This window comes from Futiania mangrovi (assembly GCF_024158125.1).
Taxonomy (GTDB): Bacteria; Pseudomonadota; Alphaproteobacteria; order Futianiales; family Futianiaceae; genus Futiania; species Futiania mangrovi.
Genome location: NZ_JAMZFT010000003.1, coordinates 95,725 through 108,675 on the forward strand (window position 1 = coordinate 95,725; position 12,951 = coordinate 108,675).

9 protein-coding genes are annotated in these 12,951 nt (G+C 69.3%); 4 read left to right on the forward strand and 5 right to left on the reverse strand.

The window, feature by feature from the left end; genetic code table 11:
- Positions 1-21: 21 nt before the first annotated feature.
- Positions 22-1,146, reverse strand: a complete 1,125-nt coding sequence (locus NJQ99_RS13175; protein ID WP_269333332.1) for a zinc-dependent alcohol dehydrogenase family protein — start codon at positions 1,144-1,146, stop codon at positions 22-24.
- Positions 1,147-1,295: 149 nt separating this feature from the next.
- On the opposite strand from NJQ99_RS13175, the gene NJQ99_RS13180 reads away from it, so the two are divergent.
- The 3 genes from NJQ99_RS13180 to NJQ99_RS13190 all read left to right on the forward strand — a co-directional run bounded on the left by NJQ99_RS13180 (position 1,296) and on the right by NJQ99_RS13190 (position 6,476).
- Positions 1,296-4,007 (forward strand): bifunctional acetate--CoA ligase family protein/GNAT family N-acetyltransferase, encoded by a 2,712-nt coding sequence (locus NJQ99_RS13180; protein ID WP_269333333.1) that lies wholly within the window; start codon positions 1,296-1,298, stop codon positions 4,005-4,007.
- A 174-nt stretch (positions 4,008-4,181) separates the two neighbouring features.
- Entirely contained in the window at positions 4,182-4,526 is a 345-nt protein-coding gene (locus NJQ99_RS13185; RefSeq protein ID WP_269333334.1) for an ArsR/SmtB family transcription factor, read from the forward strand.
- Positions 4,527-4,622: 96 nt separating this feature from the next.
- On the forward strand, positions 4,623-6,476 hold the full coding sequence (locus tag NJQ99_RS13190) for an asparagine synthetase B family protein (RefSeq protein WP_269333335.1): 1,854 nt from the start codon (positions 4,623-4,625) through the stop codon (positions 6,474-6,476).
- Between the two features lie 11 nt (positions 6,477-6,487).
- On the opposite strand, the gene NJQ99_RS13195 is transcribed toward NJQ99_RS13190, so the two are convergent.
- Both NJQ99_RS13195 and NJQ99_RS13200 read right to left on the reverse strand, forming a co-directional pair.
- Complete coding sequence (locus tag NJQ99_RS13195) at positions 6,488-7,621, reverse strand: site-2 protease family protein (protein ID WP_269333336.1); 1,134 nt, start codon at positions 7,619-7,621, stop codon at positions 6,488-6,490.
- Positions 7,622-7,646: 25 nt separating this feature from the next.
- Positions 7,647-8,801: an Ldh family oxidoreductase gene (locus NJQ99_RS13200; RefSeq protein WP_269333337.1), complete on the reverse strand. Its 1,155-nt coding sequence runs from the start codon at positions 8,799-8,801 to the stop codon at positions 7,647-7,649.
- A 205-nt stretch (positions 8,802-9,006) separates the two neighbouring features.
- Here NJQ99_RS13200 and NJQ99_RS13205 point away from each other — a divergent pair, with 205 nt between their 5' ends.
- A complete protein-coding gene (locus NJQ99_RS13205; protein ID WP_269333338.1) occupies positions 9,007-9,627 on the forward strand; it encodes a class I SAM-dependent methyltransferase in 621 nt (206 codons plus the stop codon).
- Here NJQ99_RS13205 and NJQ99_RS13210 read toward each other — a convergent pair.
- Both NJQ99_RS13210 and NJQ99_RS13215 read right to left on the reverse strand, forming a co-directional pair.
- Positions 9,624-11,825: a TRAP transporter permease gene (locus NJQ99_RS13210; protein WP_269333339.1), complete on the reverse strand. Its 2,202-nt coding sequence runs from the start codon at positions 11,823-11,825 to the stop codon at positions 9,624-9,626. The two genes, NJQ99_RS13205 and NJQ99_RS13210, sit on opposite strands and share 4 nt — an antisense overlap.
- 113 nt (positions 11,826-11,938) lie before the next feature.
- Complete coding sequence (locus tag NJQ99_RS13215; protein ID WP_269333340.1) at positions 11,939-12,925, reverse strand: TAXI family TRAP transporter solute-binding subunit; 987 nt, start codon at positions 12,923-12,925, stop codon at positions 11,939-11,941.
- Positions 12,926-12,951 lie beyond the last annotated feature (26 nt).

Below are 12,951 nucleotides of genomic sequence, written 5' to 3' on the forward strand. Positions count from 1 at the left end.
CCTTCGTGGTCAAGGCCCCAATCAGGGAATGATGACGTGGCGCACCGTCTCGCCGTCGGCGAGGCGGTCGAAGGCGGCGTTGATGCCGTCGAGGTCACCCGTGCTCGTCAGCAGCCGGTCCACGGGAAGCTTCCCCATCCGGTAAAGGTTCATGTAGCGCGGAAGGTCGCGCGTCGGGATGCAGCTTCCGATGTAGCTGCCCTTCACCGTGCGCTCCTCCGCCACCAGGCTCACCTGCTGGAAGGAGATGTTGTGCGCCGGGTTGGCGAGACCCGCCGTCACCGTGCTGCCGCCGCGCCTCGTGATCCTGTAGGCAAGCTCGAACGCCTTGACCGAGCCCGCCATCTCGAAGGCGTGGTCGACGCCGCCGCCGGTGGCCTTGCGCACGTCGTCGGCGCACGCCGGGTCGGCCGCGTTGAAGGCATGCGTCGCGCCCAGCTCCTTCGCAAACCGCAGCTTGTCCTCGGAGAGGTCGACGGCCACGATCTGCGAAGCGCCCGAGGCGACCGCGCCCAGCAGCGAGGAGAGTCCCACGCCGCCGAGGCCCACGACCGCGACCGACTGGCCCGGCGAGACCTTGCCCGTATTGACGACCGCGCCAACGCCCGTCAGCACCGCGCATCCAAAGAGCGCGGCCTTCTCCAGCGGGAAGTCGGGGTCGATGCGCACCACCGAATGGCGCGACATCACCGCATAGTCCGCGAAGGCAGACACGCCGACATGATGATAGACGTCGTGGCCGTCCTGGTGCAGGCGGTGGACGCCGCCGAGCAGCGTGCCCGCGCCGTTCGCCGCCGCGCCCGGCTCGCACAACGCGGGGCGCCCCTCGGCGCACGGCAGGCAATGGCCGCAGGACGGCATGAAGATCATCACGACCTGGTCGCCGGCGACGAGATCCTCGACGCCCGGCCCCACCTTCTCGATCACGCCCGCAGCCTCGTGCCCCAGCACCATCGGAACGGGCCGCGGCCGGTCCCCGTTGATGACCGAGAGGTCGGAATGGCAGAGGCCGGCGGCGGCAATGCGCACCAGCACCTCGCCCGGCCCGGGGTCGTCCAGCGACACCGTCTCGATGGCCAGCGGTTTCGTCTCCACATAGGGCCGGGGCACCGGGCTTTCCTTCAGTATCGCCGCTCTGGTCTGCATCCCTCGACGTAGCCTCCCGTTCTTTCATTCGTCATGGCTGTCTGGCAGGTTAGCGGAGAGCGCGGGGGCCGCGCCAGAGCCGGTGTGTCCGCTCCGGCATGCCTGCACAGCCCCGCATGCCTCGTCCGCCGTCATTCCCGGGAAGCCGCATGTCCACAAGCTTCGAAAGCCTGCACCATCTCTTCGCGCCGGAAAGCGTGGCCGTCGTGGGCGGCAGCCCGCGGCATGCGAGCCTGGGCCGCCTGATCCACGCGAACCTCCTGTCGGGCGGATTCGAGGGTCCCGTCGCGATCGTGTCCCCCAAGCATGCCGAGATCAACGGCAGGAAGACCGCGCCGCGGCTTCAGGACGTGACGCCCGCGCCGGACCTGGTGATCGTGACCGCGCCCCCGCACGCGGTGCCGCAGGTCATCGCCGACGCAGTCGAAGTGGGCGCGCGCGTGGCCGTGGTGGTGACCGCGGGCATGGGACGCGGCGCGGGCGGCCTGCGCGAGACGATGCTGGAGACCGCACGCAAGGGCGGCCTGCGCATCGTCGGCCCGAACTGCCTCGGCGTGCTCGCACCCCGCGCGGGCCTGAACGCCAGCTTCGCGCAGGCCCCGGCGCTGCCCGGCGACCTCGCGCTGCTGTCGCAGTCGGGCGCCATCGTCACCTCGGTGGTGGACTGGGCGAACAATCGGGGGGTGGGCTTCTCCGGTATCGTGTCGCTGGGCGACATGTCGGACATCGACGTGGGCTATCTGCTCGACCATTTCGCACTCGACCCGAACACGCGCGCGATCCTGCTCTATATCGAGGCCATCACCGACGCGCGCACCTTCATGTCGGCGGCCCGTGCGGCGGCCCGCGCCAAGCCCGTCGTCGTGGTGAAATCGGGCCGGAACGCGGAGGGCGCACGCGCGGTCGCCTCCCACACCGGCGCGCTCGCAGGCTCCGACGCGGTCTACGACGCAGCGTTCCGGCGGGCGGGCCTCTTGCGGGTGCCGGGCATGGGCGAGCTGTTCGAGGCGGCCGAGACCCTCTCGCGGATGCAGGCGACGCCGGGCGAACGGCTCGCCATCGTGACGAACGGCGGCGGCCTGGGCGTGCTGGCGGTCGACGACCTGATCGGCATGGGCGGCACGCTCGCCACCCTCGGGCCGGAGACCATGGCCGCGCTCGAAGCCGCCTTGCCGCAGACCTGGTCGCACGCGAACCCCGTGGACATCATCGGCGACGCAGATCCCGCGCGCTTCGCCGCCGCGGTCGAGCCGGTGCTGGCCGATCCGGGCGTCGACGCCGTGATGGTCGTGCACTGCCCCACCGCACTCGCCACCCCCGCCGACACCGCGACCGCCGTCGCCGAGTTGAAGCGCCGCCGCCCGCGCGGGAGCCGCAAGCCGGTCCTGCCGACCTTCGTCGGCTCCGACCCCGCGCCGCGCGCGATCCTGGACGAGGCGGGGCTGCCGCTCTTCCGTACCCCGGCGGCGGCAGTGCGGGGCTTCATGCACCTGGTGAAGCACCGCCGTGCGCAGGCGGAGCTGATGGCGACGCCCGCCTCGGTCCCCGACAGCTTCGCCCCCGCCATCGGCCGCGCCCGCGCGGCGATCCGGAGTGCACTGGATGCGGGCCGCTCGTGGCTGACGCCGGTCGAGGTGGCCGAGGTGCTGACGGCCTACGACATTCCCGCCCCCGCCATTGCACTGGCTGCAACGCCGGACGAGGCTGCCGGGGCGGCACGCCCGATGCTGGAGGAGCATGGCGCTGTCGTCATCAAGATCCAGAGCCACGACATCGTGCACAAGTCCGACGTGGGCGGCGTGGTCCTGAACCTCGACAGTCCGGAAGCGGTGCGCGAGGCCGCGAGCGCAATGCTGGCGCGGGTGCGCAACCGGCGCCCCGAAGCGGAGATAGAAGGCATCCTCGTCCAGCCGATGGTGCGGCGGCCGCATGCCCGCGAAACGATCATGGGACTCTCGGACGACCCGATGTTCGGTCCCGTCGTGCTGTTCGGCGCGGGCGGCGTCTCGGTTGAGGTGGTGAAGGACACGGCGCTGGGCCTGCCGCCGCTGACCATGGACCTCGCTCACGACATCGTGGCGCGCACGCGCGTCTCCCGCGTGCTGGAGGCCTACCGCGACACGCCCGCCGCGGACCGGCAGGCACTCGCCTTCACGCTGGTCAAGCTCGCCCAGCTCTCCGCCGACCTGCCGGAGGTGCGGGAGGCCGATCTCAACCCGGTGCTGGCGGGTCCCCATGGCGTGATCGTGCTGGATGCGCGCATCTCGGTGAAGGCGGAAGCCTGCGCCAGGGGGGTCGGCGCGTCGAACCCGCGCTTCGCGATTCGCCCCTACCCGCGCGAACTGGAGCGGACGCTGACGCTGGAGGGCGGCTGGCAGGTGTTCACCCGGCCCGTGCGCCCCGACGACACGCCCCTCGTACAGGCCTTCCTGGACCGCATCTCGCCGGAGGACCTGCGCCAGCGCTTCTTCGGTCCGGTGAAGACGGTGCCCGCGAGCTTCACCTCGCGCCTGACGCAGATCGACTACGACCGGGTGATGGTGTTCCTCGCCCTAGACGAGGGAACGGGCCAGGTCCTGGGTACGGTGCAGGTGCACCGCGAGCCAGGTACAAACCGGGCGGAATACGCGATCCTCGTCGGCTCCAACCTCAAGGGCAAGGGCCTCGGCTGGGCGTTGATGAGCATGATGATCGGCTACGCCCGCGACATCGGGCTGGAGGAGGTCCACGGGGAGGTGCTGCGGGACAACACCACGATGCTGCGCATGTGCACGGAACTGGGCTTTTCCGTCGCCGCGCTGCCGGGCGACCCGACCATTGCGCACGTCACCCTGCCCATCGCCGAGACCCGGTCGGGATAGCCCCAATGCAGATTGCGCGGCGTAGATGCAGCCCATCCAACCGCCTGCAGCGCTGGCCACAATCGTGTTTGTGTCCTAAATATGAGCGTGTCCTCACCTGTCGCCGGCGGCGAGGGTGCGGACGGGAGCGTGCTGCATGACGCGGGCGCCATGAAGACAGGACCTTTTGGTACGATGGACGTCGCCGAGGTAATCTTGCCCAGCCCCAATCCCGAGGTCATGGCAACACATGCGCGCGAGGCGCGCGATTTTCTGAAAGCCCTGGCACACGAAAGCCGGCTTATGATCCTGTGCATGCTGTGCCGCCGCGAGATGACAGTGGCGGAACTGTGCGCTGCGCTGGACCAACGACAGCCGGCCGTGTCGCAGCAACTGGCCCGGCTGCGCGAGGAAAACCTCGTGACGATCCGCCGGGAGGGCAAGCACATTCACTACTCCATCGCCAGCGAGGATGCCCGCACCGTGGTCTCCCTGCTGTACGATATCTTCTGCAAGCCGGCTGAAAAGGACGGCTGCTGAGGCACGCTGGCAAGGCGCGCGCAATTTCTCTAAGGTCCGGGCCGGCGGTCCGCATCGGGGCGGCGCCTGCCCGAGCCACGGAGTCCGGTCGCCCGCATGTGTGGTTTTCTCTTCGCGCTGCACCGTAACCGCCCGGTCGACCGCGCCCGGTTCGAGGCGGCGTTCGCCACCATGCGCCACCGGGGACCGGACGCCCATCAGATCGCCTATGAGACACTGACCCTCGCCACGCCGGAGGGCCCCGCCATCCTCCACGTGGGTGCCGGGCATCACCGGCTCGCCATCCTCGACCTCGACCCGCGCTCCAACCAGCCCTTCGTCCGGGAGGGGCGGATGCTGCTCTACAATGGCGAGATCTACAATTTCGCCGACCTCAAGGACGCCCCGGACACATACGAAACGACCGGCGACACCGAAGTGCTTTTCCGCGCCCTGTGCGAGCGGGGAACAGACGCGCTCGGCGCCATGAACGGCATGTGGGGGTTCGCCTTCCTCGACCCGCATTCGGGTACGCTGATCGCGGCGCGCGACCGGCACGGCAAGAAGCCGCTGTTCTTCTACCGCGACGCGGACACGCTCTGCGTCGCCTCCACAATCGCCGCCATCGCCAGCTACCTGGACCGCCCGCCGGTGTTCGAGGACGCCATCCTCGACGCCTATCTCGCCCATGGCGCGGTGTTTCCGGGCGGCGGCTTCGGAACGCACATCCGCGGCATCGGGCAGGTGCCGCCGGGCGGCGTGCTGCGCGTGAGCTTTCGCGACTGGACCTTTCAGGAGGATCGCTGGTTCCGGCTGGAGGAACATGTGGCGGGCACGCCCCCGCGGCAGGAGGACCTGCCGGGACTGATCGCGGACGCGGTGCGCCTGCGCCTCGTCTCGGACCGCAAGGTGGGGCTGCTGCTGTCGGGCGGGGTGGACAGTTCCATCGTGCTGGCCGCGCTGTACGCCCAGGGCCTCGCGGACAGCGTGACCTGCTTCATCGGGGAGACGGGGCGGTCGCTCGATGCGAAGTATGCCCGCGAGTGCGTTGAAAAGCTTGGCATAGACGCGACGACCATCAACCTCGGCTACGGCGAGGATGCCTTCGCGCGCTTCCTGAAGATGTGCCGCCATCACGAGAAGCCCTTTCCGCTGATCGGCAACTCCATGGCCATGTCGGAGATGTACGAGGCGGTCGCCGCTCACGGCATGGTCGTCGTGCTCGACGGCACCGGCGGGGACGAACAGTTCGGCGGCTATTGGGACCGGCAGTTTCCCTTCGCGTTGAGGGATGCGTGGGGCAAGGGCGACCGCGCGTGGCTCGCCGCCATGCTGAAGGCCAACGGACGGATGATGGCGCGCACGGCGATGGAGGCCGCGGAGGACCGTCTGGTGCGGCCCCTGCTGAAACTGCCCTTCGTCAAGCACCCGTCGAAGGCCATGCAGGAGTTCCTGCGCGCGGACATGGGCAGCGCGCCGCACGGCGATCCGCTGGAGGCGGAGACGTTCGGCAGCTTCGAGGCGGCGCTGATCGCGGATGCGGCGCGCGGGCGTCTGGGCGAGTGGCTGTGGCACGGCGACCGCAATGCAATGATGTCGAGCCTGGAGAACCGCAGCCCCCTGCTCGACTACCGGATTTCACGTTACATGACGACAGGTTATGCGAAGAAGTTCGTCGGTGAGTTCAACAAGCACGAACTGCGCACGGCCTTCGACGGTCTGGTGAATTTACCGACGCAATGGCGCACGGAGAAACAAGGCTTCCGCTGGGCGGCCAAGCGCTTCTACACGGAGAACCGCGACCAGATCCTGGAGCGCATCGCGGGCTCGCAGGTGCTGCGCGACCGGGTGGACGTCCCGGGCTTCCTCGACGCGGCGCGCGCGCGGCCGCGCTATCTCACCTCGCGCCTCACGCCGCGGCTGCTGTGCGTGGCGGGGCTGGAGGAGACAATCGGCCTCGCGCCCGGCTAAGCCCCCGGCGGTCAGGCACTGTCACCCACCTCGGCCTTGAGCATGAGATAGCGGGCGATATCGCTGAGCGACACGAGGCCCATGAGACGGCCCTGATCCACCACGAGAAGGCGGCGGGCCCGCGTCGTCTGCATCTTCTGCAACGCCTCCCACGCACCGTCGCCGGGCGCGGCGCTGTTCTCCGCCGTCACCGGCGCCATCACGTCTGCAACACGGGTGCGCGGCCACTCCTCGCGCGCGACCGCACCCGCCTGCCGACTCTCGACGAGGCCGACGAGCCGCCCGTCGCGCAGTACCGGAAAGGCGCCGTGATGCTGGCCGAGGATGTGCCGGTCGACGAGTGTGTCGAGCGTCAGCCCGGCCTCGACCGTCACCGGGTCGGGCGTCATGAAGTCCGCGACCGTACCGGCGGACAGCGCGGTCTTCATCTCGACGTTCTGGTGCGCGCCCGCCGCCGCCGCACGCACGAAGAAACCGATCAGCACGAGCCAGAGCCCGCCGATGACATTGCCCGTGAAGGCATTGAAGATGCCGACGACGACGAGAAAGACGCCGAACGCATCGCCGATGCCGGCAGCCACGCGCGTCGCCTTGCGGATGTCGCCCGAGCGCATCCAGAGCCAGGCCCGCAGCATCCGCCCGCCGTCGAGCGGGAAGGCCGGCACGAGATTGAAGAGCGCGAGCACGAGGTTGATCGTCGCGAGATAGAGCAGCAGCGCGGCCCCCGGCTCCCCGATCAGGCCCGGCCCCGTGATGGCGGCAACCGCCCAGAACAGGAAGGCCAGCACGAGGCTCGCCGCCGGCCCCGCCGCCGCCATGACAAGCTCGGTCAGCGCGCTCGGCGGCTCGTCCTTCATCTCCGCCACGCCGCCGAAGAGGAAGAGCGTGATCCCCTCGATCTTCATGCCGCCCATGCGCGCGACGATGGAATGGGAGAACTCGTGAATGATGAGCGAGAGGAAGAGACCCGCCATCCCGAGGATGCCGAGCGTCCAGTAGGTGCGGGTATCGAGCCCCGGCAGCGAGGTCGGGAAATAGCCTGCCGCCAGGCTCCACGTCACGAGCGCGGCGATCAGCAGCCAGCTCAGGTCGATGCGCACCTCGAAGCCGAGGATGCGGAAAAGCGACAACCGGTGGGTGAACATGGGCGGGCCTCCCCTCGGGCGTGTGTCAGCCCTCCACCATGTAAGGCGCATTCGACACGGCGCAAACGTCGCGCAACTGGTCGAGCAGCTTGCGCGGCACGGGGATGCCGGTGTTGAGGCGTTCCTCGCGGTTAAGCCGCTCCGGATCGCCGGGGACGAGCACGGGTTCGGCCGGATCGGCGGCGGGCAGCGCGTGCAGCGCGTCGATCATCGCGTCCACGTCCGCCATGAAGGCGTCGGCCTCGCGGAAGGCGGCGGGATCGATGGCGAGGAAGAAATGGCCGATATCCTCCCCCTGTCCCAGCTTCGGCCGCCCGCGCGGATCGCCCGCGAAAGACGCGCCCGACAGGATGGAACTCAGCACCTCGACCATGGCGCCGAGGCCATAGCCCTTGTGGCTTGCCGTGTCGGGCTTGCCGCCCAAGGGCGTGATGCCGTAGCCGGGCGACATGCGCCCGCGCCCGACGCGCGTGTGCTGCGGGTTCTCGGCACCGTCCTGCGGCGTCAACTCGCCCAGCGCCTCCTCCGGATCGCGGATCGGGCGGCCTTCGGGATCGACCAGCCAGCCCTCGGGCAGGAGCTTGCCCGCGTACCACGCGATCTTGACCTTGCCGACCGCGCCCGTCGTCGTCGACATGTCGAGCACGAAGGGCGGGTTGCGGCGCGCAGGCACCGCGAAGGCCAGCGGGTTGGTGGCGAAGAAGGTCTTTTTCGCGCGCGTCGGCACCATGATCGACGAGAGCGCATTGGTCGAGGCGAAGCCGATCAGCCCCGCCTTCGCCGCGATCATCGGATAGGCGCCCGCCGCGCCGAAATGGTGGGAATTGCGCACCGAGACCGCGCCGATGCCGACGGCCTTCGCCTTCTCGACCGCCAGCGACATGGCCCGCACCGAGATCGCGTGGCCGAGGCCGCGGTCGGCGTCGAAGAGCGCGGTCGCCGGCGTCTCCGCGACGATGCGCGGCGCGGGTTTCATGTTGAGGCCGCCATGCCGCCGGATGTGGTCGTAGAGCGGGAGCATGGCGATGCCATGGCTGTCGACGCCAGCGAGGTCGGTGTCGACCATCACCTCGACCGTCGGCGCGATCCACTCCTCCGCCATGCCCCAGCCGCGGAAGATCGCCTCGATCTGGGCCCGTACGGTCCCGGCCGCGACCATCACCGGCGCGTCGTCACTCATGTGCATCCCCCCTTCGTGCAGCGGTTTTCCCGTCTTCCTCGGGACTTAGCATGCCGCACCCATATCCCCGCGTCACGCAGCCGCGCGCGCGGGCCAGTTCCCCGCCCCATGCATGCGGGGCAAACCGTGCGCGCGGGTGGCGGCGCGCGCGCGCCGCCACTATCCTCGCGGGCGCGCAGGCAGGGCATGACGGGAGGCAGGCGCGATGACTCAGAAGCAGCCGGACTGGGATACGCGCTACCGGGCGGGCGGCGGCGCACTGTTCGGGACCGCGCCCAACGAGTACCTGCGGACGAGCCTGGCGCGCGGGCGCTTCCGGCCTGCGACCGCACTCTGCCTCGCCGACGGCGACGGGCGCAACGGGCGCTGGCTCGCAAAACGCGGGCTTGCCGTGACCGCGGTCGACATCTCGAAAGTCGCAACCGGGCAGGCACACGCCAGCGACACCAAGGCCGGCAATGGCGTGGAGCGGATCGTCGCCAACCTGAAGGACTGGCAGCCGGAGGCGGGACAGACCTGGGACCTCGTCTGCCTGATCTATCTGCAAGGCCCGCCCGCGCTGCGGCGGAAGGCCATCGAGACGGGGCTGAACGCGCTCGCCCCCGGCGGGCTCTTTGTGCTGGAAGGCTTCGCGGGCACGCCGGATGCCGACGCGCCCCTCGGCCCCGATGACGCCGACAAGCGCTTCCAGCCGGGCGACCTGCCGCCGCTGCCGGCGGACGTCATGCTGCTGGAGGAGACCCGCGGCCTCGTCCGCCTCGACGAGGGGGAGCGGCACGCAGGCATGGCCCGCGTGCTTCGCCTTACCGCCCGGCGTGCCGCCTAGTCCGCGCCGCGCACCGGCACGACGCCCGGGATGCGGCCCTTGAACACGCGCTGAACCACGACGACGAGGCCCGCGAGGCCGACCCCGACGAGATCGGTGACGAGGCCGCCCTCGATCATGAAAAGCGCAGCCGCAAGCAGCACCAGCCGCAGGAACCACACCGGACGCCGGCCGAGCAGCCAGCCCTGCACGCTGGCCGACAGCAGGAACACGCCGACGCAGGCCGTGACCAGCGCGCGGGCGATCTCCACCACGCCACCCTCCATCAGCAGGGCGTCGTTGTAGAAGAACATGAACGGCACGATGAACGCCGCGAGCCCGATCTTGAATGAAGTGACCGAGGTCTCCATCGCGTTCGCGCCGGAGATGCCCGCCGCCGCGTAGGAGGCAAGCGCCACCGGCGGCGTGATCGCCGAGACGACCGCGAAATAGAAGACGAAGAAGTGCGCGACCAGCGGTTCGATCCCAAGCTCCACGAGGCCGGGCGCGACGACCGAGGCCGCGACCGCATAGGCCGCCGTCGTGGGCATCCCCATGCCGAGCAGGATCGAGATCAGCATGGCGAAGATCAGCGCCAGAAGCTGGCTCGCCTCCGCCAGGTTCAGCAGCAGCGAGGAGAAGCGCGCCCCCACGCCCGTGAGCGAGATGACGCCCACGATGATTCCCGCGCAGGCGCAGACCGCGATGATCTGCACCGACATGACGCCTGCAAGCTCCAGCGCCTTGAAGATGCGCACCGGCCCCATGCGGTGGGGCGTCAGCCAGCTGACCATCGCCGCAGCCGCGGTCGCGAGCGTGCCCGCCCGGATCACCGAATAGCCGACGAACAGCGCCACGATCAGGATGACGATGGGGATGAACAGGTAGACCTGCTTCAGCATCTCCTTGACGAGCGGCAACTCGTCGTCGCGCATGCCGCGCATCCCGGTCTTGGCAGCCTCGAGGTCCACCATGAAATAGACCGAGATGAAATAGAGGATGGCCGGGATGACCGCCGCGATGGCGATGTCGGTGTAGGGGATGCCGGTGATCTCCGCCATGATGAAGGCGCCCGCCCCCATGATGGGCGGCATGATCTGCCCGCCGGTGGAGGCCGCGGCCTCGACCGCGCCCGCCGTGCGCTTGGCGTAGCCGACCTTCTTCATCAGCGGAATGGTGAGCGAGCCGGTGGCGACGACATTGCCCGCGCTCGTCCCGTTGATCATGCCCATGAGGCCGGAGGCGAAGATCGCCACCTTGGCCGGGCCGCCGCGCGCGCGGCCCGCGACCGCAAAGGCGAAGTTCACGAAATAGTCGCCGACCTTCGAGGCCTGCAGGAACGCCGCGAAGATGATGAACAGGATGATGTAGGTGGACGACACCGCCGTCGTCGGTCCGAGGATTCCGGCGTCGGTGTAGACCTGGCTGAAGAACCGCGCGACCGACAGACCCGGATAGCCGAGGAAGCCCGGCATGTAGGGGCCCGCGAACACATAGACGAGGAAGATCACCGCAATCGCCACGAGTGCGAGGCCCGCGACGCGGCGCGTCAGTTCCATGATGAGCGCGCTGCCCGCAATCGCGGCGAAGGAAATGCCGATGGGCGCGAAGGGCGTGCCCGTGCTCATGCGCAGCGGCGTGTTGTAGACGACGAGAAGATAGCTCGCGACCGCAACCGCCGCGACCATCAGCACCGCGTCGGGTGCCGCCAGCACCGCCCGGTCGCGCCGGTGCAGCCAGGAGAGCACGATGCCCCCCGCCGTCGCCGCGATCAGCGGCCAGCCGTAATGCCAGGTCTCGACGTCCGGCTCGATCCGCATGGCGCCGCCCGAGATGGCCTGCTGCATGAGGCCCGTCTGAACGAGCGCATAGAGCGCGGGCAACATGAACAGCCAGGAGGCCCAGGTGGTCCAGACCGGCTTGCGCCCCTCCTCCCCCGCCCCCGAGAACCGCGCGCCGGAGAACAGCAGGAAGCCCAGCATCAGCGCGCCCGCGACATGGACGATGCGGAAGGTCCAGGTCTCCAGCGGATAGATGTTGAGCGAGACGATGTGGAAGGCGGAATAGACCGCGGCGAAGGTCATCACCGCGCCCAGCATCCAGCCCTCGAACAGGCGGCGGTTGGCCTCCACCGGCTCCTCGTCCACGCCCTCGGCATGGATCCGGTCCGCAGGCGTTTCCTCGCCGGGCTCGACCCCGGTGCGCGTTTCCTCAGCCATCGCCTTCATCCCCCCGAACCACCGGCCGGACCGTTTTCCGGCCTCGCATGCGGGAGACGGGCGGTGCGCAAGCGCGTCCCGCCCGTCTCCACGCTGGTCTTGCCGAGCCTACCTTACTGCTTGATCAGGTTGTCCGGGATGTCGATCCCGTTTTCCTTGTACCAGCGCGCCGCACCCGGGTGCCACGGGATGAAGGTGTTCTTCACCGCGTTCTCCTTCACCGTCGTGCGGGCCGCCTTGTGGATGGAGACCATCTTGTCGTTGTTCTCCATCACGACCTTCGTGACCTCGTAGACGAAGTCCGCGGGCAGGGCGCAATTGGCGATGGCGAAGTTCCACATCGACACCGCGCGGGCGTCCGCGTTGAGGCTCTTGTAGGTGCTGGCCGGGATCGTGAAATCCGCCACCGGGAAGGCATCCATGACCTTCTTCTGCTCGTCGGCCGTGAACTCGATGATGTTCACCTCGGCCTGCACCTCAAGCTGGCTCACCGCCGGGATCGGGATGCCGGCCGCGAAGGCGATCACGTCGAGCAGGCCGTCCTGAAGCTGGCCGCCGAGGTCGTTCCAGCCGCCGTTGCGCCGGTCGAACTTCACGCCGAGCGTTTCCAGCATCGCCGGGAAATAGGTGTCGGACGTCGAGCCCGCAGGGCCGAAACCGATCTTCGCGCCCGCCGGAATGTCGGAGATCGACTTGATGCCCGAGGACGCAAGCGCCGTGATCGAGAACGGCGTCTGGTACATCGGGAACAGTGCGCAGACCTGGTCCATCTTGATGCCGGGGGCGAGCGGGCTGCGGCCCTCGAGCGCCTCGCGCGCCGGGCCCATCGTCGTCATGCCGAACGCGAGGTCGCCCGTGTGCACGAGCGCGAGGTTCTGCGTCGGGCCGCCCGTCACCTCGCCGCCGCCGGAGACGCCCAGCGTCTCGGCCACGAGGTTCGCCCAACCCGAGCCATAGGCGAAATAGGTGCCGCCCTGGCTGGCCGTGCCGACGGTGAAGCTCTGCGGCCACTGCGAGCGGTCGGCCTGCGCCGCCGTGCCCACACCCGCCGCGATCAGCAGCGCCGCTGCTGCCGCGCTGAATTTTCCAAGATGTTTCAAAGCGTTTTCTCCCTGAATAGGATGTG

What these genes read in the sequence shown, in the direction of transcription:
- NJQ99_RS13175 (WP_269333332.1), bottom strand. Translation starts at nt 1,146, where the DNA reads ATGCAGACCAGAGCGGCGATACTGAAGGAAAGCCCGGTGCCCCGGCCC.
- NJQ99_RS13180 (WP_269333333.1), top strand. Translation starts at nt 1,296, where the DNA reads ATGTCCACAAGCTTCGAAAGCCTGCACCATCTCTTCGCGCCGGAAAGC.
- NJQ99_RS13185 (WP_269333334.1), top strand. Translation starts at nt 4,182, where the DNA reads ATGGACGTCGCCGAGGTAATCTTGCCCAGCCCCAATCCCGAGGTCATG.
- NJQ99_RS13190 (WP_269333335.1), top strand. Translation starts at nt 4,623, where the DNA reads ATGTGTGGTTTTCTCTTCGCGCTGCACCGTAACCGCCCGGTCGACCGC.
- NJQ99_RS13195 (WP_269333336.1), bottom strand. Translation starts at nt 7,621, where the DNA reads ATGTTCACCCACCGGTTGTCGCTTTTCCGCATCCTCGGCTTCGAGGTG.
- NJQ99_RS13200 (WP_269333337.1), bottom strand. Translation starts at nt 8,801, where the DNA reads ATGAGTGACGACGCGCCGGTGATGGTCGCGGCCGGGACCGTACGGGCC.
- NJQ99_RS13205 (WP_269333338.1), top strand. Translation starts at nt 9,007, where the DNA reads ATGACTCAGAAGCAGCCGGACTGGGATACGCGCTACCGGGCGGGCGGC.
- NJQ99_RS13210 (WP_269333339.1), bottom strand. Translation starts at nt 11,825, where the DNA reads ATGGCTGAGGAAACGCGCACCGGGGTCGAGCCCGGCGAGGAAACGCCT.